The sequence below is a fragment of the Collinsella sp. HCP3S3_D1 genome (assembly GCF_052064015.1).
In the GTDB taxonomy this organism is placed as follows: Bacteria; Actinomycetota; Coriobacteriia; order Coriobacteriales; family Coriobacteriaceae; genus Collinsella.
The window spans coordinates 81,038-104,727 of record NZ_JBQHWK010000001.1; the positions used below are offsets into that span (position 1 = coordinate 81,038).

Below are 23,690 nucleotides of genomic sequence, written 5' to 3' on the forward strand. Positions count from 1 at the left end.
AAAGTAATATGAGTAAGAGAAGTAAGTCGCCGTCTCCTGATCACGCCGACGGGCGCAAGCAGGAGCCCGGCATTCGTCTTAGTAAGCAGTTCATATGCGGTCCTCCTTTTGACATCCCGTTCTCGTGGTCGGCTTAATTACCTACCGCCTTTGTGTGTTTTGAATAGTACGAGCATTGTTTCGCGCGGTCAATCACTTAAAAGCGCTAACCTGTTATCGGTTTTTTAGATAGCTATCGAAAGGACGGGTGCCGATGACCCTCCAGCAGCTTCGTTTTCTTATCGCCGTGGCAGAATCCGGCTCAATTAACGCCGCAGCTCAGCGCCTCTATACCGCGCAATCCAATATCTCCAACGCCGTCAAAAGCCTAGAGCAGGAGCTCCGTCTGGAAATCTTTACGCGCTCCAGCCGCGGCGTCACACTCACCAACGACGGCACCGAGCTTTTAGGCTATGCGCGCCAGGTCGTAGAGCAGGCCGATATGCTCGAGGCCCGCTACGAGGACGGCGGCACACCCCAGGCACGCCTTGCCGTCTCGGCCCAGCACTACGCTTTTTCGGTCGAAGCCTTTGTCAACGTCGTCGAGCGCTGCCGCGACAGTAAGTTTGAGTTCATCATGCGCGAGACCACCACGTCACAGATCATCGACGACGTCCGCGCATTTCGCAGCGATATCGGCATTCTGTATCTGGATGACTTTAACGCCCGCGTCCTGCAGAAGGCCTTCGCCGACGCCCGCGCAAGCTTCCATCCCCTCTTCGATGCAACGGTCCACGTCTTCGTTAGCGAGCGCCATCCGCTCGCACGCCGCCCCCAGCTATCGCTTGCCGACCTTACGCCCTATACGCGCTACAGCTTTGAGCAGGGGACCTCAAACTCCTTCTATTACGCCGAGGAGCCGTTTAGCTATATCCCCTGCGACCGCAACATCCGCGTTTCCGACCGTGGCACGCTCACCAATCTGCTCATCACGTCGAACGGTTACACGTTGTCGACCGGTGTCCTCTCCAATGAAATGCAATGGGGCATGGCATCGATCCCGTTGGCAGACGCTCCAACGATGCGCGTGGGCTACATCATGCACGATGAGCGCAAGCCCTCTCCCCTGCTGCGGCAATACCTCGACGAACTCGATCGCATCATCCACGAAAACCAACCATTTGGGGACGGGATAGAAATGGCAGATTTAAAAGCCCTCTAGCTCTTGACAATTCAGGTCGCCCATCTTTCTTGGCGACAACGTCTCCACCATCCTTGTGGAGCGGCGCGCCTCGCATAAAACAGGATGGACCGGCGATACAATAGACAGCCGCAAGAGAGGAACTCGACGAAAGGAAGTCTGTGAAGGTCATCATCTATACCGACGGCTCGGCTCGATCCAATCCGGGACGCGGTGGCTACGGCGCCGTGCTCAAATACACCAACCCCGCCGGCAAGACCTTCACCTCCGAGCTTTCGCGTGGCTACGCCAAGACCACCAACAACCGCATGGAGCTCATGGCGGTCATCGTGGCGCTCGAGGCACTCAACCGTCCCTGCGAGGTCGAGGTCCACTCCGACTCGCAGTACGTCGTCAACGCCTTTAACAAGCACTGGATCGACGGTTGGAAAAAGCGCGGGTGGAAAACTGCCAACAAGCAGCCCGTTAAGAACCGCGACCTGTGGGAGCGCCTGCTTGCCGCAAAGAGCAAGCATAAGGTGGAGTTCATCTGGGTTAAGGGGCATGCCGGCCACGAGCTCAACGAGCGCTGCGACGAGCTCGCCACCACTGCGGCCGATGGAGTCAACCTCGATATCGACACCGGCTTTAACGAGAGCGACCTGTAATAGCGTTTTCGCGCAGCTTTATATCCCCACGCGCTACACTCATCCTGTAGACCAAAACAACGCAAGGGGGACGTATGCTGCGCATCGCGACCATCGGCACATCCATGATCACCGACGACTTTATCCAGGTCGTCAATGCCAACGACCAGGCTGTATTCGTAGGCACGCTCTCGCGCAACGCCGAGCGCGGCGCCGCCTTTACTGCCGAGCACGGCGGCGAGCGAAACTTTACTTCACTTGATGAGCTTGCAGCAGCCGCCGACGTCGACGCCGTCTATATCGGCAGCCCAAACGCACTTCACTACGAGCAGGCCCTTGCCTGCATCGCCAGCGGCAAGCACGTCATCGTCGAGAAGCCCTTCTGCGCCACCGAGGCGCAGGCGCTGGAAGTCTTCCGCGCCGCCGAGGCGGCGGGCGTCGTAGCCCTCGAGGCCATGCGCCCGCTCCATGACCCCGCTTTCCACGCCATCGAGGACGCCCTGGGCGAGATTGCGCCCATTCGTCGCGCCTCACTGCGCTTTGGCAAGTATTCTTCACGCTACAACGAGGTTCTCGCGGGACGCGCCACCAACATCTTCGACTGCCACATGGCCTCGGGCTCCCTCATGGATATTGGCGTCTACACCGTCGAGCCCATGGTCGAGATCTTCGGCATGCCCTCCGGCCTTACGAGCATGGCTACTCTGCTCGACCCCACCACGCAAGAGCTCACCCATGGCCCCATCGATGGCTGCGGTTCCATCCTCGCCAGCTACGGCGGTGGCCGTATCTCCGTCGAGCTCGCGCACTCCAAAATTACGAATGACCTACTGCCCTCGCAGATCGAAGGCGAGCGTGGCACTATCCAGATTGACCATCTGTCCACGCCCCGCAACGTCCGCATCGACTATCGCGGCGATGTCGTACGCGGCTCGGCGACCGAGGCGCCGCGCGAACAGAGCGACAACGGCCGCGTGCTCGACCTTCCCAAATCGAGCAACACCATGGAATACGAACTCGCAGACTTTATCACCGCCATCGGCGGCATCGATAACGTCAAGGAAGAGATTTGGGAGACCCCGGCGGGACGTCACGAGCTTGGCCACTATCGCGATGTCACGCTTGTCTCGCTGCGCATCATGGATGCCGTGCGCCAACAGACCGGCATTACCTTCCCCGCCGATTCTGTCAAGCAGGCCTAGCGATGGGTATTTTCGACAAGCTTTTCTCGGGCGTCGCCGGCGGCAGCCGCGAGCCCCAAAAGCCCTCTGGCGTCGAGCTCGAGCTGCGCCGCAGGCTTACTGTGCTCGCAAACGACGAGGCCACTCAAGACACTCCCCTGCGCTATTTCCTGCGCTGGGAGGGACAGGTCCAAGGCGTTGGTTTTCGCTTTACCAACACCAACCTCGCGCAGGCACGCGCACTCACCGGCTGGGTGCGTAACATGGAAGACGGCTCAGTCGAGATGGAGATACAGGGAGCTCCAGCAAACATCCTATCTCATCTCGAGGCGCTTCATGCCTCCTACGAGCGCATGGGAACGCGTTTTCGCCTCGTAGACGCCCAGGTCCGAGCCCCACTTGCCAATGAAGGCGGTTTCACTCCTCATTATTAGTATTGTGTGCTAAATACGGTATCATTTACCTACGACCGTTAATAGAAAAGAGGCGAGGCGCATGGCGGTGCAAAGAAGGAATACCAGGCAGCGAAAGCTAGTTCTTGATGCCGTGCGCCAAAGCTACAACCATCCCACCGCCGAAGAGATCTACAACGCTGTGCGCGCGCAGGATGACAAAATCAGCCGCGGTACGGTCTACCGCAACCTCAATCTCTTGGCCGATGCCGGGGAGATTCTCTCGATTAAAACGCCGGGCGGCAGCCGCTTCGATCGTGCCATCGAGCCGCATGCGCATATCATCTGCACCTCGTGTGGCCGCGTCATCGATGTGCCGCTCCCCTTCAATACCCAGCTCGACGCCAGGGCATCCGAACAAATCGGATGGAGCGTCAGCTCGCACTACACCATCTTCGAAGGCCTCTGCCCCAACTGTAGGTAGATTTTGGGACATGCCTTAAAAGCAACTTTTCACCGATTGCGGCAAAAGGAAGATTTCCAGGCATGTCCCAAATGTCTACTCAGCAAGTAGGCGACGCAGCTCTTCTTCGACCGTGCGCACGTAACGGACGCGGTCGTTGATACCGCGCATGCTGGGATTGCAGCTCTCCATCAGATAGGGATGGCCCACCACGTTGAGCATGTCGCGGTCGTTTTCATTATCGCCAAACGCCATCATTTCGTTAGGTGAGATCCCCAGCGCACGACCATAATCGGCAAGCGCGGACCCCTTGCCCGAATCAAAGCCGATAAAGTCGGTCCATTCGGTTCCCGACGTCATCACATCGACCCGGTCGCCAAAGCGACGGACGAAATACTCCAGCGCCGCCGGCTGCTCTGTCTCGGGCGTTTGAAACGCGATCTTAATGACGTCCTCGTCGATGTCCTCGGGGCGGTCGACCACCGCAACATCGCAATGGACCTCGTAGCGCAAATGGTCGACGAATGCATCGTTGCCGCTTATGGTGTAGAGGTGTCCCTCGCAGGAAAGGGTCACGTCGGCATGGGGATACGCAACCACGGCATTCGCGATATCCATAGCAAGGTTACGCTCCATGGAACGTTTGACAACGGCACGCCCCTCGCTCATCACGAGGGCTCCGTTTTCGCATACATAGGCGAGCTCATCGGCCACCGGGGCAAACAGATAGCGCAAGCTCGCATATTGACGGCCGCTCGCCGGCATAAACACGATGCCACGACGATGCAGCTCATCGATGAGCTCAAAGGCCTCGGAACGCGGCTCGCACTCCCCCGGATGCAGCAACGTGCCGTCCAAATCGCATGCAATCAGCTTGATTCCCTCAAGACCCATATGCTTTCCCCCACAGCACCTCATCAACAGCAAGACGGACTTTGAATAGCTGCCTCTCAAAGTCCGTCTTGCTCATACGCACGTTAACCGCGCGCCTTTTTTACGATCGTAAAGTCGGGAGCCATGCTCACAACGGCATACGCCGCACTCGACGCAAAACGCCGGTCCGTATCGAGTTCACGGCTAACCACCGAGAGCATAACGCCCTCGACGCCCCGGAGCATGCGGCCCAAAACAGGCTGCACCGGCGTATACATGCGCACGGTATGCTCGTCCGAATCGCCTCGGAAAAGCGGCGCATGCATGTTGCCGATCTCCCAGCACGCATGCGCGAGCGCAATCGGATCCATGCGGTCGACTTCGACCAAATAGACCTCGGCGCTGCGCAGGCGCACGACAACCGCCACGGGCACCATGCCCGAACGGTCGATGGCGAGCACGTCGCCGTCGGCAAGACGACTGCCGTCGGCAGCATCTAGCCGAACATCGACCGTGCGCCCCAGCTCCGTCACGCCCGCAAACGCGCATACGTCAGCCTGGTCCCAATCGAGCAGCAGCTCGTCAACTTCAAAGATGCCACCCAGCTCCCGACGAAGCAGGAGTTCATAGGACGGATCGTTGAGATTTCCCAAGCATGTCGTCGAAACCAAGCGTTCAGGCATACTCTAATCCTCGACCTCGACGAGCTCGATATCAAAGTTGAGATCCTTGCCGGCCAGCTCGTGGTTAGCATCGAGCGTCACGGCCTCGGGCGTCACATCGATGACAACGGCAGGGACAGGCATGCCGCTCGGCGTGGACAGGAAGAGCTTCATGCCCTTCTCGATCTGCTCGATGTTGGGAACCTGCTCGGCCGGGAAGGTGATAACCATCTCGGGATTGTGCTCGCCGTAGGCATCGGCAGCAGGAATGTGCACGGTCTTCTTCTCGCCCACCTGCATGTCGACAACGGCGGCATCGAAGCCCTTGATCATCTGACCGGCACCGCAGGTGAACTCCAGCGGCTCGCCGCGATCGTAGGAGCTATCGAACTGCGTGCCGTCGTCGAGCGTGCCGCGATAATGAGTCTTGACCTTCTTGCCCTGGTTGGACATGGAAACCTCCGTGATAAGGGCGGCACACAACGCGGGCCGCCATGAACGTATGGCGCTAACTATACCCTAGTCATACAATTCGAAGACAGTTTGCAAAGAAACGCTGCAACCGGAGGAACCATGGCATATCCCGTATTTGACTTGCACTGCGACACCGCCGACCGCATCGGCTGGGCCACGCTCGATCTCGACCTGCGCTTTACCGCCGGAACCGACGGTTATTTCCCCGGCGACGAGACGCATCCGCAAGATTTCGACCTCATCGAGGGCAACGCCTGCGCCATCTCGCTCACAAAGATCGGCAACACACCGTGGGCACAGTGCTTCGCCACGTTTGTCCCCGACGAGATTCCCTCCGCCCACGCCGCGCGCTTCCAGGCGCAGATCATGGCGCATATGAGCGGCCAGGCCATGCTCAACCACGATCGCATGGTCAACGTGCGCAGCGCCGCTGACATTCGCCCTGCGCTCAAGGACGGCAAGGTCGCCTGCATCCACACCATCGAAAACGCCACGTTCTTTGCCGAGGACCCCGCGCTGATCGAGGTGCTCAAGAGCTTGGGCGTACTCATGTCGTCACTCAGCTGGAACGCGCAGGGGCCGCTCGCGAGCGGACACGATACCCACGCCGGCCTCACCGCCTCCGGCATCGAGGCACTTACGCAGATGGAGCACGCCGGCATGGTGCTTGACGTCTCCCATCTCAACGATGAGTGCTTTGACGAGGTCGCCGCCCGCGCCACGCGTCCCTTCGTCGCCAGCCACTCCAACTCCCGTGCGGTTTGCGGCGCCAAACGCAACCTTACCGACGACCAGTTCCGCACCATTCGCGACATGGGTGGCATCGTCGGCCTCAACTACTGCAGCGAATTCCTTTCCAACGATGCAACCGACAAGACCGCCGCAGACGTCACCTTCGATCAGCTGGCGGCACATATCGAGCACTGGCTCGACCTGGGCGGCGAGGACGTCATCGCGCTCGGCGGCGACTGGGACGGCGCCACGGTGCCCGCTTTCCTCTCCGATGCCAGCAAGATGCCCGAGTTCCAGAACATGCTCTCCAAGCATTTTGGCAAGACCGTGATGCAAAAGCTCTGCAGCGACAACGCGCTTGCCTTCTTTGAGCGTTATTAATTTCACATCCCTTGAGCGGGCCGGCATGCCGAACGGTCGACATGCCGGCCCGTCCCCAATCTGAAGGACCGCTTTTGACGCAGCAGTTTACGATTTCCGTATCCCGACCGGATGGGATGCCCATCCCCGTCGTCGTTACCAAAAAGCGTGTCAAGAACTTCAACCTACGCGTCACATCGAGCGGTGAGGTCCACGCAAGCGCACCGCTCGGTGCCACCCGCGAGCGTATCGAAGCATTTGTGAAGCGCAACAGCGCCTGGATTATCAGCCGACTTGCCCAGCGCGAGCAACGTCAGGCGACGGAGCGAGAGCCGCTCAGCCCCTCGTCCATCATTGCGCTTTGGGGCAAGCCCATCACGGTACAAGATGCGCTCGATCACAACTTTGCATCACCCGCACCGCGACCCAAACAGGCCACCTTCGCAAGTTTTATGGGTACCGACGAGCCAGACGAACACCCACAGGCCAAGCGGCACGCAATCCTCGACGGCCTAACGCCCGATGAGCTCCAAGCCCGCATCGACCAGCTCTATACATCCGAGGTCACCACGGCGCTGCGCGATATGGTGCGCACATACGAAATCGCAATGGGTATCGCCGCTTCCCGCGTTTCCGTGCGCAGCATGAAGACGCGCTGGGGCTCGTGTACGCCCAAAACCGGTGCCATTCGCATCGCACGCGAGCTTGCCGCCTACCCCGTCGAGTGCCTTGACATGGTTGTCGCCCACGAGCTCGTCCACTTGCTCGAGCCAAGCCACAATCAGCGGTTTCACGCCCTGCTCGACACGTACTGCCCCAACAATAGAGCTCTGTCGCAGCGGCTCAAGCAGCCACCCATAGAGACGTATTAGAACCGGTTAGCGCACGCGCTCGATCTCGACACCGCAGCTTGCCAGGGGAAGACCGACGGGCGCCCAAGGCTTATCGAGCTTAACACGCACGCCGAGCAGCAGAGGGTAACGACGTAGCAGCATCTGGGCCACGCCCTCGGCTGCGGCCTCGATGAGCTTAAACGTATGCTCGCGCAGATAGCCATCGACATCGTGGCACACCGAGCCGTAGTCAATCGAGGCATCCAGGTTATCGTGCTCCCCTGCTGCACGCAGGTCGGCATAGAGCACCAAGGACACGATGAACTTCTGGCCCAGGGCGTTCTCCTCGGGATACACGCCGTGGTTGGCAAAGACCTCAAGACCTTCAACGGTGATGCGATCGGCATGGCGCAGATCGTCATAGCTCACGTGGGGCACCGCCGTTGCGGTGGATATTTCGCCCCTTCCACGGCGGGCGAGCTCGGCGCCTTCAGTCTTGGTTGCATTCTCGGGCAGTTTCTTGTTGGTCATCGCGTTCGTCTCCTTCGTTTAGAACCCCGACCGCGCAAACCAACTACACGCGAATCGACAGGTTCTTTTTATCATCGCTCCAGTTGCAGGCATTGCGCGCGGGGCATGCAAAGCAGGCGCGCGATGCTTTGTCGGCTGCATAGAGCAGACGCTCAAGCGGTTGGCTGTTCACGCGCAGCTTTCTATGGCCTAAAATGGCCGTCTTAATGGCCGCGGCATCGGCCGGATCAAATGCCACGTCATCGGGCATGCCGCCAAGAATCGCATCAGCGACGCGCTCGCTTGCAACATCATGGGATATACCCGATTCATACTGTTCATCTTTGCCGATATCGTGAAGAAGTGCCGTGGCGTATATGACCTCGCGGTCAAATTCGAGCTGTTCCTCAAGATTCTTAATCCACATAATGCGCGCGACATCCAGCAGATGGTCAATACCGTGGCGGCAAAAGATGCGCCCCGATTCCAACTGTGCAATGTTGCCCAGGTGCCGCCGGAACAGCCCGTTGGCACAAATGTAATCAATGCGAGGCATGGCGCCAAAGGGAGTCAGGCCCGAAGCCATAAAACCGCGACGCGGCGTCCCCTCATCGGTCTTCGATGTAAAGTCGTTGACGACTCTCATGGTTAGCGGTCCAGCATCCTAAAGAATCGCTCCTCGAGCGCGGGATCGGTCTCAAAGACACCGCGACGAGCAAGCGTTACGGTCTTGGTACCGGGCTTTTGCACGCCGCGCATGGTCATGCACATATGCTCGGCTTCCATCAGCACGATCGCCCCTTGGGGAGCAAGATATTCCATGAGGGCATCGGCAACCTGCGCGCACAGCTGCTCCTGCAGCTGCAGACGACGGGCATAAACCTCAACCGTGCGAGCAAGCTTAGACAGACCCGCCACGCGACCGTTAGGGATATAGCCGATCGCAGCCTTGCCATAAAACGGCAGCAGATGGTGCTCGCACAGCGAGTAAAACGTAATGTCGCGCTCGATAACCAAATCGTTCGAAGCGACGGCAAAGGTTTTGGACAGGTGCTCCTCGGCACTCTGGCCCATACCGCCGGCAATCTCGCCATACATACGGGCGACGCGTGCCGGGGTCTCCAGCAGGCCCTCACGAGTTGGGTCCTCGCCTATACCTTCAAGCAGCAGCTTAATAGCAGTCTCGACTTTTTCCTGATCGACCATCTGGGCCTCACTTTTTTCGATTTCGCGTTCGCGCTATGGTACCACGCCGGCACGCAACCTCTTCCAGCTACATAGTATGGGTCGAATAGACCGGATCGTCCCGCCAAAGCTCCACAGCGTCGCAAAGCGCAACGCCCTCGCGCGCAGCACGAGCGCGCGAGGCGTTCATGTCGATCACGCGCTGATTGCTCGAGCCCCTAAAGCGCAACGAGATATCGTACAGATCTTGAACGAACGGACCGTCTACCAGCATGTCGAGGCAAGCAAGGATACGGTCCGTCACGTCGGTATGGTGACGGCCGCCCGGCATTAGTTCCTCGAGCACGTCACCGGTAAAGCACCAAATGGTCTTCCCAGACTCCACAGGATAGGTCGCACGCACGCGTTCGATAAAATCAACGAGCCCCGCCTGGTTCTCGGGTTCCATAGGCTCCCCGCCCAGAATCGTCAGGCCATCAATAAAGGGATGATCAAGACTCTCGATGATTTTGTCCTCGACGGCACGATCGAACGGTTCACCCGCGGCAAAGTCCCACGCGACGGAGTTAAAACAATTCTTGCACCCACGACGGCACCCACTCACAAACAGAGATGTACGAACGCCTTCTCCATCAGCAATGTCGAAATACTTAATGTTCGCGTAGTTCATAGGTAACCTTCCTGGGGGTCTGGAGCATATCATCCCGTCCTCAAACATTCTCGGCCTTCGGCCTGCGAAACTGCGGGCGGGACGATATGCTCCAGATCCCTCGCGAGCGACACTCGGTGAACAAAGCGAACATCGAGCATAGGGTTCGAGGTCCAATAAAAACTGGGTTGCGGCTCAACCGCCATCTCAAGTAAATCGCAGCTGCAGCTCGAATTATTTCCGCTAAGAACTTCGAGGAGTGAGCAGACCGCATGCTGCATCTCAGCTACATCAACTTGGCTGCCCCGTAGCGAGGCCCCGGACCTTTGCTCGATATGAGTTCCGCACGAACAGGAGGCGCCAGTGGCGCCTCCGTCGTGAGCCAGGACTGTCCGAAATGGCGAGTAAAGGTCCGGGGCCTCGCTACGGGGCAGCCTGGGATGGTTATTAGAGATGCAGCACGCGGTCGCGGATCTCCTCGGTTCGACCCTGGTTCCAGAACTGGGTACCGATGTAGCCGCACGTGCGACGGGCGACATTCATCTTCTCCTGGTCACGATTGCCGCAATTGGGGCACTCCCACACCAGTTTGCCATCGTCCTCGACAATGCGAATCTCGCCGTCATAGCCGCACACCTGGCAGTAATCGCTCTTGGTGTTGAGCTCGGCGTACATGATGTTGTCGTAGATGTACTGCATTACGCGAATGACCGCCTTGAGGTTGTCCTGCATGTTGGGAACCTCAACGTAGGAGATAGCACCGCCCGGCGAAAGCTGCTGGAACATGCCCTCAAACTTAAGCTTGTCGAAGGCATCGATCTCCTCGGACACGTGGACGTGATAGCTGTTAGTAATGTAGCCCTTGTCCGTCACGCCCGGGATAATGCCGAAACGGCGCTGCAGGCACTTGGCGAACTTGTAGGTCGTCGACTCAAGCGGAGTGCCGTACAGCGAGAAGTCGATATCGCTTTCGGCCTTCCACTCGGCGCACTTGTCGTTCATGTGCTGCATGACGGCCATGGCAAACGGCGTGCCCTCCTTCTCGGTGTGGCTGTGGCCCGTCATGTACTTGACGCACTCATACAGACCGGCGTAACCCAGGCTAATGGTGGAATAGCCGCCCACGAGCAGCTTGTCGATCGTCTCACCCTTCTTAAGGCGCGCCAAGGCACCGTACTGCCAAAGAATCGGCGCAGCATCCGAAAGCGTGCCCATCAGGCGCTCATGACGGCACAGCAGGGCGCGGTGGCACAGCTCAAGGCGCTCATCGAAGATCTTCCAGAACTTGTCCATGTCCTGATGCGAGCTCAGCGCAACATCGGGCAGGTTGATGGTCACAACACCCTGGTTAAAGCGACCATAGTACTTAGGCTTGGTCGGGTCATAGTTCAGAGCGTTGGCGACATTGTTAAAGCCGTTGCCCGAACGGTCGGGCGTCAGGAAACTGCGGCAACCCATGCAGGTATAGCAATCGCCGTTGCCGGCGGTCTCGCCCTTAGACAGCTTGAGCTCGCGCATCTTCTTCTCGGAGATGTAGTCGGGCACCATGCGCTTGGCGGTGCACTTGGCGGCGAGCTTGGTCAGATAGAAGTACGGCGAATCCTCGCGGATGTTATCGTCCTCGAGCACGTAGATGAGCTTGGGGAACGCCGGGGTGATCCACACGCCGGCTTCGTTCTTAACGCCCTCATAGCGTTGACGAAGCGTCTCCTCCACAATCATGGCAAGGTCGTGCTTCTCCTGGGGCGTACGGGCCTCATTGAGATACATAAAGACCGTCACGAACGGCGCCTGGCCATTCGTGGTCATAAGGGTCACGACCTGATACTGAATCGTCTGGACGCCGCGACGAATCTCATCGCGCAGGCGTTCCTCAACGACCTCGCGAACCTTCTCGGCAGATGCCGAAACACCGAGCTCCTCAAGCTCGCGAGTGACCTCGCCGCGAATCTTTTGACGGCTCACCTCAACGAACGGGGCGAGATGGGTCAGCGAAATAGACTGACCGCCGTACTGGGAGGAAGCAACCTGGGCGATAATCTGCGTCGCGATGTTGCAGGCGGTCGAGAAGCTGTGCGGCTTCTCGATCAGCGTGCCCGAGATAACGGTGCCGTTCTGGAGCATGTCCTCCAGGTTCACCAGATCGCAGTTGTGCATGTGCTGGGCAAAGTAATCCGAATCGTGGAAATGGATCAGGCCCTCATTATGGGCATCCACGATCTCCTGGGGCAGCAGCACGCGTTGGGTCAGGTCCTTGGAAATCTCGCCGGCCATATAGTCGCGCTGAACGGAATTGACGGTCGGATTCTTATTGGAGTTCTCCTGCTTAACCTCTTCGTTATTGCACTCGATCAGCGACAGGATCTTGTCGTCGGTCGTGTTCTTTTGGCGCTTCAGGCTCTGAACATAACGATAGATGATGTAGCGGCGAGCGACCTCGTAGCAGTCGAGACGCATGATCTCGTCCTCGACCAGATCCTGGATCTCCTCGACCGATACGGTATGGCCGGCCTTCTCACATGCCTCGGCGACGTTTTGCGCCGCGTAGATCACCTGGCGGTCGGTAAGACGAGAGCCCTCCTCGACCTCCAAGTTGGCGGCGCGAATCGCATTGACGATCTTATCGATGTCAAAGGCAACCTCGGTGCCGCTGCGCTTGATGATCTTCATCCTCTTGCCTCTTTCGCGTCGTAATCCCATTGCGCTTCAGAGCCAAACGATGCCTGGCAGGGCTTGTCCCTGTCTTGCGGCGCCGTCGCGCAATCTGTGCTCTCGATAAACCATAGGTCCTCATGCGGACAATCCTCGCGGCCGATCAAGCGGCTCAAAGGCGTGTCCAAATGGGACGAACAAGGTCTTCGTTCTCTGTCCGCCATCTATCATACGACAAAGACGCCTCTATATCCTGTATTCTTTTTTTAGGTCAAACACAACATATAGTGTTTCAGCAGGTCAAAGCAATTGGTCATTTTACAGACACATTAATTATGAGGGTTTCTCGGCAAGTCGGTAAAACGTTACCAACGCGGCTACCTGCAAGGCAGTTATAAAACCCCCTAGTCAAGCCGCCGACAAATCCTACCAAAACCAAGCCGCTCACGCGAAAAGAATCCAAAAGATTATGCTTGACCAACATGTTGCGGTCGAATGCCGGCGGACGGAGCGACGGGGCTGCAAACGCTCGGAAGACTACAGCCCCGGCACCCCGTCCGCCGGCATTCGATAGGCGAGGAGCTATTACCTCTCTTCGCGAGCTATCATGCGGCCGAGAGCCGCTGTAAAGGGATCGAGCAGCACGCCGGCGATAACCACAAAAGCCCACCCCTTTGTGACAAGGCCCGCCCAGCGCGCGAAGAACGTACGGCCTTCAATCGTTCCGAATCCTCCCTGGAAGGCAATCTCGCCAAAACCGATCACCATAAAAGATTGCATGGGGGTCAACCATGGAAACGCGGGCGACGTGCACGGTTATGATCAAAATAATCATCTCCCACGAGACCAAGAGGCCAATAACGACAAATTATGCTGGGCAGCAAATGCAACGTGAAAAGCGACCGAGGTCGATAATTTGACGGCATATTATGTGTGTTTATAACAAAACAGTCCAGAAGCAAAGCCTCTGGACTGCGAACATTTGGTGGGCGTTACAAGATTTGAACTTGTGACCTCTTCCGTGTCAGGGAAGCGCTCTCCCCCTGAGCTAAACGCCCAAATGGAGCGGACAACGGGGCTCGAACCCGCGACCCCAACCTTGGCAAGGTTGTGCTCTACCAACTGAGCCATGTCCGCTTACGGGGATTAATCTTACGTGATGCCCGCATCCTATGCAAGAACTTTTTTTGAAAAGTTTTGCGACGCCCTCGCGAACCTCACGAAGACATCAGTCACCTCAAAAAGGCCGAGCTCCTCACCCTGATACACGTATGCCGAGCCCGGAAGCGCCAGCTCAAGCAAAAGGGCCGCCCGCGCGCGGCGCTCGCCGAGTTCACGGTCCTCGTCATAAGACGACCCGTCGCGTAAGAGCCAGTCGAGCGCAATCTGGTGGTAGCGCGTCGCCTTGATTTGCGGCAGGGCATAGCGCGTCGCCACGCGCGATAGATCTCGTGGACCTCGTTGCGGTCCCACAGCGGATGGGTGCCGTCGTCAACCATGTCATCGCCCTCGGCGAGATGCCACCGGTCAAGGTCATCGCGGTCGAGGTCCTTGGCGAGACCGTGCGCCACATCAATGCGAAAGCCATCAACGCCTCGATCGCTCCAAAACGTCAGGACGTCGCAAAAGAACGCATGAACCTCGGGGCATGACCAGACAAAGTCCGGCCGCTCGGGCATAAACATATGCAGCTACCACTGACCGTCCGCAACACGCGTCCAGGCGGGGCCGCCAAAGTTGGCATTCCAATTGGTGGGAGGCAGCTCGCCATGTTCGCCGCGACCATCGCGGAAGATATAACGGGCGCGCTCGGGCGATCCAGGGCCGGCGGCAAGAGCGGCTTTGAACCAGGGGTGCTGGTTGGATGAATGATTGGGCACGATGTCGACGATGACCTTGATGCCGCACGCGTGAGCCGCAGCGACCATGTCATCGAAGTCGTCAAGCGAGCCGAGACGTGGGTCGACATCGCAGTAGTCCGCCACATCATAGCCACCATCGACAAGAGGCGATGGGTAAAACGGGCTCAGCCAGATGGCCTCGATGCCCAGCCGCTCAAGATAGTCCATCTGCTGGGTAATGCCCACGATGATACGCCCAAAGCTGTTATTCGCGGCAAACAACGCCACGGCCACGCCCCAAGACGCTCGCCCCCTCTCGGGTTCGAGCCTCCCGGGACGAATCGACCGATTAGTGAAAAGAACGGAAAACCCACTCCCCCGGCCACGACAGCGAGCGGGCTCCGGGTGCCCCAGGTTGCCGCGAAAGAGGAGGGAAGCGTACTTTATGTACGCGACCGACGATTGAGGGGCAAGATGGGGTGCCCGGGGCTCGCGCAGCGTCAACAAAAAACGCGGTTCGTTAGAACCGCGTAAGATAGTTGGAGCGGACAACGGGGCTCGAACCCGCGACCCCAACCTTGGCAAGGTTGTGCTCTACCAACTGAGCCATGTCCGCATATGTAAAACAAAACGGGCGCCGGAGCGCCCGGATGTTGCCTGGAGGCGAAGCCCGGATTCGAACCGGGGGTAAAGGCTTTGCAGGCCTCTGCCTTACCACTTGGCCACTTCGCCGAAAAAGGACCGTTAAGAACGGTCCGGAAATGCAATGGAGCGGACAACGGGGCTCGAACCCGCGACCCCAACCTTGGCAAGGTTGTGCTCTACCAACTGAGCCATGTCCGCTTGCGGATTATTAATTTACGCGAGTTATCCAAAAGACGCAAGTACTTTTTTCAAAAAAGTTGCCCAAAGCAAGTTCACGCAGGGAAATCATGTCGACCCAAGGCGCTAAGCGCACGATTCCAATGCCGAGCTAAACAGCTTCACCATCCGAACGCGTGTGCCGACACCATCCGTGCGACGGGCAACCTCCACATTATCGACGAGCATGCGCATAAGCTTGATACCGCGTCCGCGTTCCTCGGATGCCATCGGTTCGCTCGCCCCATCGATAGAATAGCCAGAACCTCGATCAAGCACCTCAAGCACAACACGGTCCCCATAGGCCTGAATCGTCAGGATGCAGCCAACACCGCCCGCATGGTCATATGCGTTACCCAATGCCTCCCCCAACGCTAATGCGACGTCATAGCGCTCATCACACCTCAGGGGAAGCGATTCGAGAATCTCGGCCACACGGTGCCGATAATACGGGAGATTCTCGATGCCTCGCTGCACCTTGACGCTCTTGCTCCATCGCGGCAACTCCCCCACCGGAATGGCGGGAATCGACTCCCGCACCGGACCCGCAACATGAAGGATGTCGACAAGTCGGGCAATCTCCAAAAAGCGAACGACCTCATCGGAGGCGTTAACAAGCGAAAGCAGCCCTTCTCGTCTCATAAGCTCTCTGGCACGCGTAAGCAAAAACGCCAAACCCGTCGAGTCGATAAAAGCCACGGTCTGGCAATTGATGACAACACGGCGCACGCCCCGGTCGATTAAATTATCCAACCGTCGGCGCAGCTCGGGCACCGAGGCGATATCGATATCGCCCGGTGGCGTCAAAACCGCTATGTCATTCCACTCATTCATGCGACCATGGTTCCCCAAAAGAGCTCGCTCGATGCACACTTTTCTGCAACCGTTAGGATTCTGTATGCCCAACGTCGCGACCTACGATCGACCCCGTAAAAACTCAAGGGACACCAATGCAATGTCATCGTCCAGCGCCGAGTCGGTAAAGCGGTCAAGCTCGCCCAAGACCTTACCGCAAATGCCCGATACGCCCTCACCCGAAACAGAGAGTAGAAGGTCGCGCAGGCGTTGCTCGCCAAAGAAAGCACCCGAGCGGTCGCGTGCTTCGATCGTTCCGTCGGTATACATAAACAGCATGTCACCAGGATCGAACGTAAACACGCCCGTCTCGTACACCATGCTCTCAAAGGCACCGATCACGCCCGATTGGCACCCAAGGAGCTCCACTTCTCCCCCGCAGGTCTCTCCTCCGCCATGCGGCGTCGACGACGGCCTAATGACCATAGTGGGAGGATGTCCCGCAGAGCAATAGGTAGCGCGGCCCGCTTTAAGATCAATCTTGGCGATAAACGCCGTCACAAACGTCTCGACCCTCGAAAAGCCCATGAGCATGCTATTGAGCGAGCGGGCCATGCGAGCGGGTCCCGCACCCTCCCAGGCATAAGCCGTCAACGCCGTCTTAACGAGCGCCGACATCGACGCCGCCTCAATTCCTTTGCCGGAGACATCGCCCAATATCATAACGGCGCAATCGTCGGGAAGACGGACTAGCGTATAGAAGTCACCACCGACCAACGCCGAATTCGTTGCCGACAGGTATACCGAATCGGTTGCGATGCCCGGAACGTCGCTGAGCGAATTTCTCATGCCAATCTGAAGCGTCTGAGCGATATGACGCTCTTCACGCTTTTGAGATTCGCCCTCATAGATCAGCTCAAAGTCGTGTGCCAAATGCACCATGTAGTCGTATTCAAGGTCGTCGATTGGCTCCTGGCTGCCATCACGGAGCAGCAAAACGCGCCTCGTCGGTCCCTTGGCGATATCAGCGGGCACGATTGCATCGTTGCTTCGCGTACCATCCGCCTCCGAGTGGCAGCGCCCCGCCTCGATACCGGAGTCGACATAAAGTCCCTGACACGGCAGGCCGTGGGCTCTCAACCATGCGCCCATAGTCGTGGATTCGTCCACGCGCGTAAGGCGCACGTGCTTGAGGTCGTCGGCGCTCGTCCCACCCAGCACCGATGTCTCAAATCCATCGGAAATTGCCCCCAGGCGCGCCGCCGGCGTCGTGACAGAAAAGAAGAGTGACTCCGGATCGCCCGGCAATGCCACACGACTGCCGCCTTCAAAATCGATGACATAGGTTCCGAGGCCCGCATCATACTCCACGGGGCAGAAATGGCAACTGAGCACAGCGCAGATTTCGGTCGACACCGCACGCGAGGCGGCAATAGGATCATCGAGATAGGCAAACAACTCATCGCGCAGCACGTTGAGAGAACGGCCAAGCTCTGCCGTGCGACGTGAACGCAGACTCGATGCCATGCCGACTAGTTGGATTGAGAGATAATCGCAAATGACCTCGAGCACGTTGACATCATAGGCAAGCGGCGCCTGCGGACGTTTCCAACCGACCTCCAACACACCGAGCACCTGAGTGCCATAAAACACGGGAAGACATATCTCGCTGCGGTATGGAGGCATATCTTGCACGCGTAGCAGGTGCTTAGAACGATTGTCCAGGTCCATAAACATACCCGAGGCAACCCTATCGCCCTCGAGGTCCTGCTGAATCGACAGGCGGCAGGCACGAGACTCACGGAGCACATACGTCGGGATACCTGCACCATACGGCATAAACTCGGGCAGGTAGCTGTCATACAGCTCCTTGGAAACACCGCGAAGTTTAAAACCGCCGCTCTCAGAAAAATAGATGGCAGCACCCGAGGCATCCAGGGTTCCTACAAGCTGGTTCAAAACGGTATCCAACAAACCAGGCAGCTCATCGGAGCCCACCGTGCTCATAATGACCGACAACGTGCCCGAGAGGCGCTTATTCGCCACTCTGAGCTCCGAAAGCGCACGCTTGAGCTGACGGTCATGCGAATACTGCTCTTCGATACTATGGAGCGCCACGAGAACACGCGGCGCACGGCGGCCAAAGATACGAGGCGGCGTAACCGAGCCGGCACAAACTAGGACGGGAATAAAGGAGCCGTCACTTAGCTTAAGCATCAACTCGCTCTCGGTACCATTGGTCTCAAAAGGAAGACGATGTTCTGTCGCGCGTTCAAATGCTGACGAGTACAAGAGATCTTTAACGTCCCCGTTAATCACATCGGAACGTTCCTCGCAGATCAAGTCGAGCAAGCGATTGTTTACATGCAAAATGGTTCCGTCGAGCTCGCAGATAATGACAGCATCGCTCGTAATATCGACCAATTGGGCAACGTCAACCCACTCATTGCGCTCAAGCGTTTCCATCGTGAACCTCACCGTCTATCGGTAACAAAAAAGCCTCCGAAGAGGCTTCTCAAATGCGATGGTGTCGGAGGCGGGACTTGAACCCGCATGACCAAAAAGCGGTCACTAGCACCTCAAGCTAGCGCGTCTGCCAATTCCGCCACTCCGACATGCTATATTGTTGATTCGCAGTTCGTTTTGTTGGACCCGCGCTTTCAACGAGGAAGATAATAACCTATGATTCGAGAACTGTGCAAGCACTTTTTTCAAAAAAGTTTACGAATTTGAAAATGCGCAGGTAAATCTATATGTCCGGCCCCGAATCGGTGTTGCCTCCCGGCGCGTCCTCGGGCACGAGCGATATTTTGCTACGCACTTCGTGCTGCAAAATATCGCTCCCCCTGCGGAATGCGCCGGGAGGCAACACCGATTCGGGGCCTGCAAATACATACTTCAGGCACAGTTCTCAAACATGTTCTGGGGCTGATATAAATTTAGTAGCTCGGCTTTGCCGAGCCCTTTTATGGGGAGGCCGGAGCTAAAGCTCCGGCCTCGCTCAATTTCTTATTAGGTTAAGTGAGCGATCAAGGAATCGCCCCCCCCCTGCAGTGGTAACACAGGGCCCGTACTGGACTTAGTTTTCAGAACATTCCGCAGACCAGGAAACCCCCTTATCCGCAGCTCCGAAGGAGCAGGATAAGGGGGTTTCCATGGTCGAGGACGTTCTGAAAACTAAGTCCAGCACGGGCCCGGACGAAAACAACCGACTACAGGTCGATATGCGATTCCTTAATCGGGAACGGCTCGGCGAAGTGGCAGGCGCAGCAGTGGCCCGGAGCAACTTCCCTAAACTCGGGAAGCTTCTCGGAGCAGATGCCCTGCGCGATCGGGCAGCGCGTGTGGAAACGGCAGCCAGTCGGCGGATCCAGCGGTGACGGCGGATCGCCGGCGAGGATGATGCGCTTACGGGACTTTTGGATATCCGGATCGGGAACCGGCACGGCAGACAGCAGCGACTGCGTATACGGGTGGTGAGGCTCGCTATAGAGCGTCTTCCAGTCAGAAACCTCGACCACCTTACCCAGATACATAACGGCAACGCGATCGGAGATGTGCTGAACGACGGACAGGTCGTGGGCGATAAACAGATACGCCGTACCAAACTTGTCCTGCAGCTCCTTAAGCAGGTTCAGAACCTGGGCCTGAATGGACACATCCAGAGCGGATACCGGTTCGTCACAGATAATCAGCTTGGGCTTCAGCGCAAAAGCTCGGGCAATGCCGACACGCTGACGCTGGCCACCCGAGAACTCATGAGGATAGCGGTTGATGTGCTCGGGGTTCAGTCCGACAACGTCGAGAAGCTCGCGGACGCGCTCAATGCGCTCCTCCTTGGTTCCCACGCCGTGAATGGTCATGGGTTCGGAGACGATCTCGCCGATGGTCATGCGAGGATTCAGCGAGGCATAAGGATCCTGGAAGATAAACTGCATCTCGCGACGCATATCCTTGATCTCATGCTTGCTCATTTCGGCAACATCTTTACCCTGGAAGAACACCTTACCGGCGGTCGGCTTGGTCAGGCGCATGATGGTGCGACCCGTAGTGGACTTACCGCAACCAGACTCACCAACCAGACCAAAGGTCTCACCAGGATAAATCTCAAAAGAGATGTCGTTTACAGCAGAGACGACGCGCTTGGAAAAACGCTTGGCGAACATGCCGGACTCTGCGGGGAACTCCTTAGAGAGGTGCTCGACCTTCAGTAGCGGAGTGCGCTCGTTATTGTCTGCCATTTACGCCTCGCCTCCCTTCTTGGAATCCTTACGCGTGCGGGACGTCTCAGGAGCGTTCTTGAGGAACTCGGGGTCACCGGAATAATGGCACGCAGAATAGTGGCCGGACTCGGTAACAAAACGCTCGGGGCGCTGCTTGCGGCACTTATCGGTCGCATAGGGGCAACGAGGCGAGAACACACAACCCTCGGGCAGGTTCATGAGCGAAGGCGGGTTGCCGTGAATCGGCGTAAGCGGCTTCTTCTCATCGATGGCCTGCTCCGGTATGGAGCGAATCAGGCCCCAGGTATAGGGGTGACGGCTCTCGTAGAAGATTTCCTCAGCAGTACCGAACTCGACGGGACGGCCGGCGTACATAACCATGATCTTGTCGGCCATATCGGCGACAACACCCAGGTCATGGGTAATCATGATGATGGCGTTGCCGTTCTTCTCCTGCATTTCCTGCATAAGCTCAATAATCTGAGCCTGAATGGTAACGTCCAGGGCAGTCGTGGGCTCGTCGGCAATCAGAATATCGGGATCGCAGGCAAGGGCCATGGCAATCATGACGCGCTGGCGCATACCACCAGAAAACTGGTGCGGATACTCATTGACGCGTTTCTCGGGCTCGGGAATGCCAACGAGGTCCAAAAGCTCGGTGGCGCGCTTGAGCGCCTCCTGCTTGGAGTAGCCACGGTGCAGACGAAGGCCCTCACCCACCTGCTTGCCGATCTTATAGACCGGGTTCAAGGAGGTCATAGGGTCCTGGAAGATCATCGCGATATCGTTGCCACGAATGTGCTGCATCTCTTCCTCGGTCATCTCGAGGATAGAACGACCGCGATAGCGAACGTCACCGCCCTCAATCTTTCCCGGAGGCATCGAGATAAGACCCATGATGGTCATGGCGGTCACGGACTTACCGGAGCCGGACTCACCGACGACACCCAGGGTCTCGCCACGATCGAGCGTGTAGGACACACCATCGACAGCGCGAACGACGCCATCCTCGGTGTGGAAATACATCTTAAGGTCATCAACCTCGAGCAGATGCTGGCCCTCGGGAACCGGCTGGTCCTTCAGGTCCACATAGTTCTTGTTCTTCTTCATCCTTATGCGTCCTTCATCTTGACGTCGAGGGCGTCGCGCAGACCGTCACCCAGCAGGGTGAAGGCGAGCACCGTCGAGAGAATTGCCAGACCGGGCATGATCATCATCCAGGGAGCAGTCAGAAGATACTGCTGGCCGTCCTGAATCATGGAGCCCCACGAAGGCGTAGGCGGAATAACGCCCATGCCGAGGAAGGACAGAGCGGACTCGGTCAGAATGGCGCCACCAATGTTCATAGTCGCGTAGACCACGATGGAGGCAACGGAGTTCGGGAAGATGTGACGCACGATGATACGAACATCAGATGCACCCATCGCGCGCGCAGCGTCAACATAGTCGTTTTCCTTGACCGTCAAGATCGCGGATCGGAAGACGCGCGCAATCGAAGGCCAGCCAAGAATACCGATGGCGAAAAAGACGTTCTGAAGACCACGGCCGATAACGGCGATCATGGCGACAACGAACAGCACGTACGGGAACGCAAGGAAGATGTCCGCACAGCGCATGATGATCGTATCCCAGATGCCGCCGTAGAAACCGGCCAGAGCGCCCATGACCAGACCAATCACCGTGGAAATCGCAGTGGCCATAATGCCGACGGACAGCGAAACGCGTGCACCGTAGATAACGCGGACGAGAATGTCACGGCCAAGGGAGTCGGTGCCAAACGGGTGCTCTGCACACGGAGCCAGCAGCGACGTCTCGGCCATGGTGGTCGAATCGGAAGCCGTCGGCGAACCGAGCCAGGGCTTAGCCCACAGATCTGCGGTCAAGGCAACCACAACGACGATAATGATCCAGCAGACACCGATAACGGCGAGCTTGTTCTTACGAAGACGCTTAAAAGCGTCGCCCCACAGCGTGCGAGACTTGGCGGGAGCAGATGCGGCCATGGTGGCGGTAGCCTGCTCCTGAGACTGAGAATCAGTTTCCTGCATGAGACGTACCTCCCTTAGGCCTTATCCGACGGACCGCCAAGGCGGATGCGCGGGTCGAGGAATGCATAGCTAATGTCGACGAGCAGGTTGATCACCATGACGACGACGACGATGAGCGTAACGCCGCCCATAACGATGGGCCAGTCACGCATGCTAATGGCGCGATAGACCTCATAGCCGATACCGGGCCAGTTAAAAACCGTCTCGGTCAGGATGGCGCCCGAAAGCATGGCACCGAAGTCGACACCAATATAGGTAACGACGGGGATGAGTGCATTCTTAAGCGCATGCTTGATGATGATCGCGCGATTGGAGAGACCCTTGGCCTTTGCCGTACGGATGTAATCCTGGCTCATGACGTCAAGCAGCTGCGAGCGCATAATGCGGGCGGCATAAGCGGTCGAAACCGAAGCCAGCGTAATGGTCGGAAGCACATAGTGCATCCAATCCTGATACTGAGAACTGGAACCACCGGCACCCGAGATCGGCATGGAGAATGCACCGCCCGTGGCGTCCTTGAGAATGACGCCAAAGAACAGCTGCAGCAACATACCGAGCCAGAAGGCCGGGACGGCAACGAGGATCGACGTGGTGAGCGTTACCAAAATATCCCAGAAGGAATAACGCTTTACCGCCGAAATGATACCCGCACCGATACCCATGATTGCCTCGAGTACGATGGCGCACGCGGCAAGTTTGACCGTATACGGATACTTCTGGGCAAAGATTTCCGTAACCGGCAGCTTGCGCTGATAGGAATTACCCAGATCGCCATGAAGCAGGCCGTTCATGTAATACAAGTAACGGTCCACGAGCGACGTTTGAACGGGGTCGCCGTTCTCGTCAAGGATCGCGTTGCCGTCCTCGTCCGATTGGACCAGGTGATAGCGGACGCGAAGCTGAAGCTCCACCTCGGGGGACAGAGCCTTGTCTCCACCGATCAGCTTGATCGGATCTCCCGGCACGATATTCTGGAGGGCGAACAGAATCAGCGTAACGCCCAAAAATACCGGGATGAACTGAAGCACACGTTTAACGATGTACTTACCCATACCACTCCCCTATCTAGGGATTAACTTAAATGGGATGCCGATCGCCAGACCGGCATCCCAAAATTACCATCAGCCAGTTTACCCCAGGTTAGGGAGAA

General features: G+C 57.7%; 23 protein-coding genes, 6 tRNA genes and 1 pseudogene. 7 read left to right on the forward strand and 23 right to left on the reverse strand.

Annotated elements, in window-relative coordinates; all coding sequences use genetic code 11:
* Positions 1-253 precede the first annotated feature (253 nt).
* The 5 genes from ACTNDJ_RS00385 (at position 254) to ACTNDJ_RS00405 (ending at position 3,863) form a co-directional block, all read left to right on the forward strand.
* The gene (locus tag ACTNDJ_RS00385) at positions 254-1,201 is read left to right on the forward strand and encodes a LysR family transcriptional regulator (RefSeq protein ID WP_427747969.1); all 948 of its coding nucleotides are present in this window, start codon (positions 254-256) and stop codon (positions 1,199-1,201) included.
* 140 nt (positions 1,202-1,341) lie between these two features.
* On the forward strand, positions 1,342-1,827 hold the full coding sequence (gene rnhA / locus ACTNDJ_RS00390; protein WP_427727777.1) for a ribonuclease HI: 486 nt from the start codon (positions 1,342-1,344) through the stop codon (positions 1,825-1,827).
* A 74-nt stretch (positions 1,828-1,901) separates the two neighbouring features.
* The gene (locus ACTNDJ_RS00395; protein ID WP_427795949.1) at positions 1,902-3,008 is read left to right on the forward strand and encodes a Gfo/Idh/MocA family protein; all 1,107 of its coding nucleotides are present in this window, start codon (positions 1,902-1,904) and stop codon (positions 3,006-3,008) included.
* Positions 3,009-3,010: 2 nt separating this feature from the next.
* Positions 3,011-3,421 (forward strand): acylphosphatase, encoded by a 411-nt coding sequence (locus tag ACTNDJ_RS00400; protein WP_441063743.1) that lies wholly within the window; start codon positions 3,011-3,013, stop codon positions 3,419-3,421.
* Positions 3,422-3,482: 61 nt separating this feature from the next.
* Positions 3,483-3,863, forward strand: a complete 381-nt coding sequence (locus ACTNDJ_RS00405) for a Fur family transcriptional regulator (protein WP_154517406.1) — start codon at positions 3,483-3,485, stop codon at positions 3,861-3,863.
* A gap of 75 nt (positions 3,864-3,938) precedes the next feature.
* On the opposite strand, the gene ACTNDJ_RS00410 is transcribed toward ACTNDJ_RS00405, so the two are convergent.
* The 3 genes from ACTNDJ_RS00410 to ACTNDJ_RS00420 form a co-directional block, all read right to left on the reverse strand.
* Positions 3,939-4,736, reverse strand: coding sequence for an HAD-IIB family hydrolase (locus ACTNDJ_RS00410; RefSeq protein WP_427718600.1), 798 nt, complete (start codon positions 4,734-4,736; stop codon positions 3,939-3,941).
* A gap of 83 nt (positions 4,737-4,819) precedes the next feature.
* On the reverse strand, positions 4,820-5,398 hold the full coding sequence (locus ACTNDJ_RS00415) for an urease accessory protein UreE (RefSeq protein WP_441048578.1): 579 nt from the start codon (positions 5,396-5,398) through the stop codon (positions 4,820-4,822).
* A 3-nt stretch (positions 5,399-5,401) separates the two neighbouring features.
* Positions 5,402-5,830, reverse strand: a complete 429-nt coding sequence (locus ACTNDJ_RS00420; protein WP_117640821.1) for an FKBP-type peptidyl-prolyl cis-trans isomerase — start codon at positions 5,828-5,830, stop codon at positions 5,402-5,404.
* Between the two features lie 120 nt (positions 5,831-5,950).
* Between ACTNDJ_RS00420 and ACTNDJ_RS00425 the strand changes: the two genes are divergently transcribed.
* Both ACTNDJ_RS00425 and ACTNDJ_RS00430 read left to right on the forward strand, forming a co-directional pair.
* Positions 5,951-6,964 carry a dipeptidase gene (locus tag ACTNDJ_RS00425; RefSeq protein WP_441063741.1) on the forward strand — a complete coding sequence of 338 codons (1,014 nt, stop codon included), beginning with the start codon at positions 5,951-5,953 and terminating at the stop codon, positions 6,962-6,964.
* 74 nt (positions 6,965-7,038) lie between these two features.
* On the forward strand, positions 7,039-7,815 hold the full coding sequence (locus tag ACTNDJ_RS00430) for a M48 family metallopeptidase (RefSeq protein WP_441063739.1): 777 nt from the start codon (positions 7,039-7,041) through the stop codon (positions 7,813-7,815).
* A gap of 6 nt (positions 7,816-7,821) precedes the next feature.
* Here the strand turns inward: ACTNDJ_RS00430 and folB are convergent, their stop codons facing one another.
* The 20 genes and pseudogenes from folB to ACTNDJ_RS00530 all read right to left on the reverse strand — a co-directional run bounded on the left by folB (position 7,822) and on the right by ACTNDJ_RS00530 (position 23,592).
* Positions 7,822-8,307, reverse strand: coding sequence for a dihydroneopterin aldolase (folB, locus tag ACTNDJ_RS00435; RefSeq protein ID WP_427718610.1), 486 nt, complete (start codon positions 8,305-8,307; stop codon positions 7,822-7,824).
* Between the two features lie 43 nt (positions 8,308-8,350).
* Positions 8,351-8,932 carry an HD domain-containing protein gene (locus ACTNDJ_RS00440; protein ID WP_195838586.1) on the reverse strand — a complete coding sequence of 194 codons (582 nt, stop codon included), beginning with the start codon at positions 8,930-8,932 and terminating at the stop codon, positions 8,351-8,353.
* 2 nt (positions 8,933-8,934) lie between these two features.
* Positions 8,935-9,492, reverse strand: coding sequence for a GTP cyclohydrolase I FolE (gene folE / locus ACTNDJ_RS00445; protein WP_427795955.1), 558 nt, complete (start codon positions 9,490-9,492; stop codon positions 8,935-8,937).
* A gap of 67 nt (positions 9,493-9,559) precedes the next feature.
* Positions 9,560-10,141 (reverse strand): anaerobic ribonucleoside-triphosphate reductase activating protein, encoded by a 582-nt coding sequence (gene nrdG / locus ACTNDJ_RS00450; protein WP_441015851.1) that lies wholly within the window; start codon positions 10,139-10,141, stop codon positions 9,560-9,562.
* Between the two features lie 426 nt (positions 10,142-10,567).
* Positions 10,568-12,790, reverse strand: a complete 2,223-nt coding sequence (gene nrdD, locus ACTNDJ_RS00455; RefSeq protein WP_441063738.1) for an anaerobic ribonucleoside-triphosphate reductase — start codon at positions 12,788-12,790, stop codon at positions 10,568-10,570.
* 567 nt (positions 12,791-13,357) lie between these two features.
* On the reverse strand, positions 13,358-13,552 hold the full coding sequence (locus ACTNDJ_RS00460) for a hypothetical protein (protein WP_427794838.1): 195 nt from the start codon (positions 13,550-13,552) through the stop codon (positions 13,358-13,360).
* Positions 13,553-13,755: 203 nt separating this feature from the next.
* Positions 13,756-13,830, reverse strand: a tRNA-Val gene (locus ACTNDJ_RS00465).
* A 3-nt stretch (positions 13,831-13,833) separates the two neighbouring features.
* Positions 13,834-13,909 (reverse strand) — tRNA-Gly (locus tag ACTNDJ_RS00470).
* A gap of 33 nt (positions 13,910-13,942) precedes the next feature.
* Positions 13,943-14,209 (reverse strand): hypothetical protein, encoded by a 267-nt coding sequence (locus ACTNDJ_RS00475; protein WP_441056995.1) that lies wholly within the window; start codon positions 14,207-14,209, stop codon positions 13,943-13,945.
* Positions 14,210-14,241: 32 nt separating this feature from the next.
* Positions 14,242-14,841 (reverse strand): annotated as a pseudogene (locus ACTNDJ_RS00480) (alpha-amylase family glycosyl hydrolase); the annotation flags it as partial.
* A 312-nt stretch (positions 14,842-15,153) separates the two neighbouring features.
* Positions 15,154-15,229, reverse strand: a tRNA-Gly gene (locus ACTNDJ_RS00485).
* Between the two features lie 42 nt (positions 15,230-15,271).
* Positions 15,272-15,345 (reverse strand) — tRNA-Cys (locus ACTNDJ_RS00490).
* A 35-nt stretch (positions 15,346-15,380) separates the two neighbouring features.
* Positions 15,381-15,456 (reverse strand) — tRNA-Gly (locus ACTNDJ_RS00495).
* 105 nt (positions 15,457-15,561) lie between these two features.
* Positions 15,562-16,308, reverse strand: coding sequence for an anti-sigma factor antagonist (locus ACTNDJ_RS00500; RefSeq protein WP_441083170.1), 747 nt, complete (start codon positions 16,306-16,308; stop codon positions 15,562-15,564).
* An 81-nt stretch (positions 16,309-16,389) separates the two neighbouring features.
* Positions 16,390-18,735: a GAF domain-containing SpoIIE family protein phosphatase gene (locus ACTNDJ_RS00505; protein ID WP_441083171.1), complete on the reverse strand. Its 2,346-nt coding sequence runs from the start codon at positions 18,733-18,735 to the stop codon at positions 16,390-16,392.
* 59 nt (positions 18,736-18,794) lie between these two features.
* Positions 18,795-18,884, reverse strand: a tRNA-Leu gene (locus ACTNDJ_RS00510).
* Between the two features lie 597 nt (positions 18,885-19,481).
* Positions 19,482-20,510 (reverse strand): ABC transporter ATP-binding protein, encoded by a 1,029-nt coding sequence (locus ACTNDJ_RS00515; RefSeq protein ID WP_154517434.1) that lies wholly within the window; start codon positions 20,508-20,510, stop codon positions 19,482-19,484.
* Positions 20,511-21,602, reverse strand: coding sequence for an ABC transporter ATP-binding protein (locus ACTNDJ_RS00520; RefSeq protein ID WP_154517437.1), 1,092 nt, complete (start codon positions 21,600-21,602; stop codon positions 20,511-20,513).
* 2 nt (positions 21,603-21,604) lie between these two features.
* The gene (locus ACTNDJ_RS00525; protein ID WP_441083178.1) at positions 21,605-22,495 is read right to left on the reverse strand and encodes an ABC transporter permease; all 891 of its coding nucleotides are present in this window, start codon (positions 22,493-22,495) and stop codon (positions 21,605-21,607) included.
* 59 nt (positions 22,496-22,554) lie between these two features.
* Positions 22,555-23,592, reverse strand: coding sequence for an ABC transporter permease (locus tag ACTNDJ_RS00530; protein WP_304212150.1), 1,038 nt, complete (start codon positions 23,590-23,592; stop codon positions 22,555-22,557).
* Positions 23,593-23,690 lie beyond the last annotated feature (98 nt).

Coding starts and splice junctions, on each gene's coding strand:
- ACTNDJ_RS00505 (WP_441083171.1), bottom strand. CDS start 18,735: ATGGAAACGCTTGAGCGCAATGAGTGGGTTGACGTTGCCCAATTGGTC.
- ACTNDJ_RS00425 (WP_441063741.1), top strand. CDS start 5,951: ATGGCATATCCCGTATTTGACTTGCACTGCGACACCGCCGACCGCATC.
- ACTNDJ_RS00405 (WP_154517406.1), top strand. CDS start 3,483: ATGGCGGTGCAAAGAAGGAATACCAGGCAGCGAAAGCTAGTTCTTGAT.
- folB (WP_427718610.1), bottom strand. CDS start 8,307: ATGACCAACAAGAAACTGCCCGAGAATGCAACCAAGACTGAAGGCGCC.
- ACTNDJ_RS00415 (WP_441048578.1), bottom strand. CDS start 5,398: ATGCCTGAACGCTTGGTTTCGACGACATGCTTGGGAAATCTCAACGAT.
- ACTNDJ_RS00515 (WP_154517434.1), bottom strand. CDS start 20,510: ATGGCAGACAATAACGAGCGCACTCCGCTACTGAAGGTCGAGCACCTC.
- ACTNDJ_RS00385 (WP_427747969.1), top strand. CDS start 254: ATGACCCTCCAGCAGCTTCGTTTTCTTATCGCCGTGGCAGAATCCGGC.
- ACTNDJ_RS00400 (WP_441063743.1), top strand. CDS start 3,011: ATGGGTATTTTCGACAAGCTTTTCTCGGGCGTCGCCGGCGGCAGCCGC.
- ACTNDJ_RS00520 (WP_154517437.1), bottom strand. CDS start 21,602: ATGAAGAAGAACAAGAACTATGTGGACCTGAAGGACCAGCCGGTTCCC.
- ACTNDJ_RS00500 (WP_441083170.1), bottom strand. CDS start 16,308: ATGAATGAGTGGAATGACATAGCGGTTTTGACGCCACCGGGCGATATC.
- ACTNDJ_RS00395 (WP_427795949.1), top strand. CDS start 1,902: ATGCTGCGCATCGCGACCATCGGCACATCCATGATCACCGACGACTTT.
- ACTNDJ_RS00440 (WP_195838586.1), bottom strand. CDS start 8,932: ATGAGAGTCGTCAACGACTTTACATCGAAGACCGATGAGGGGACGCCG.
- nrdG (WP_441015851.1), bottom strand. CDS start 10,141: ATGAACTACGCGAACATTAAGTATTTCGACATTGCTGATGGAGAAGGC.
- nrdD (WP_441063738.1), bottom strand. CDS start 12,790: ATGAAGATCATCAAGCGCAGCGGCACCGAGGTTGCCTTTGACATCGAT.
- folE (WP_427795955.1), bottom strand. CDS start 9,492: ATGGTCGATCAGGAAAAAGTCGAGACTGCTATTAAGCTGCTGCTTGAA.
- ACTNDJ_RS00410 (WP_427718600.1), bottom strand. CDS start 4,736: ATGGGTCTTGAGGGAATCAAGCTGATTGCATGCGATTTGGACGGCACG.
- ACTNDJ_RS00525 (WP_441083178.1), bottom strand. CDS start 22,495: ATGGCCGCATCTGCTCCCGCCAAGTCTCGCACGCTGTGGGGCGACGCT.
- ACTNDJ_RS00530 (WP_304212150.1), bottom strand. CDS start 23,592: ATGGGTAAGTACATCGTTAAACGTGTGCTTCAGTTCATCCCGGTATTT.
- ACTNDJ_RS00460 (WP_427794838.1), bottom strand. CDS start 13,552: ATGCAATCTTTTATGGTGATCGGTTTTGGCGAGATTGCCTTCCAGGGA.
- ACTNDJ_RS00420 (WP_117640821.1), bottom strand. CDS start 5,830: ATGTCCAACCAGGGCAAGAAGGTCAAGACTCATTATCGCGGCACGCTC.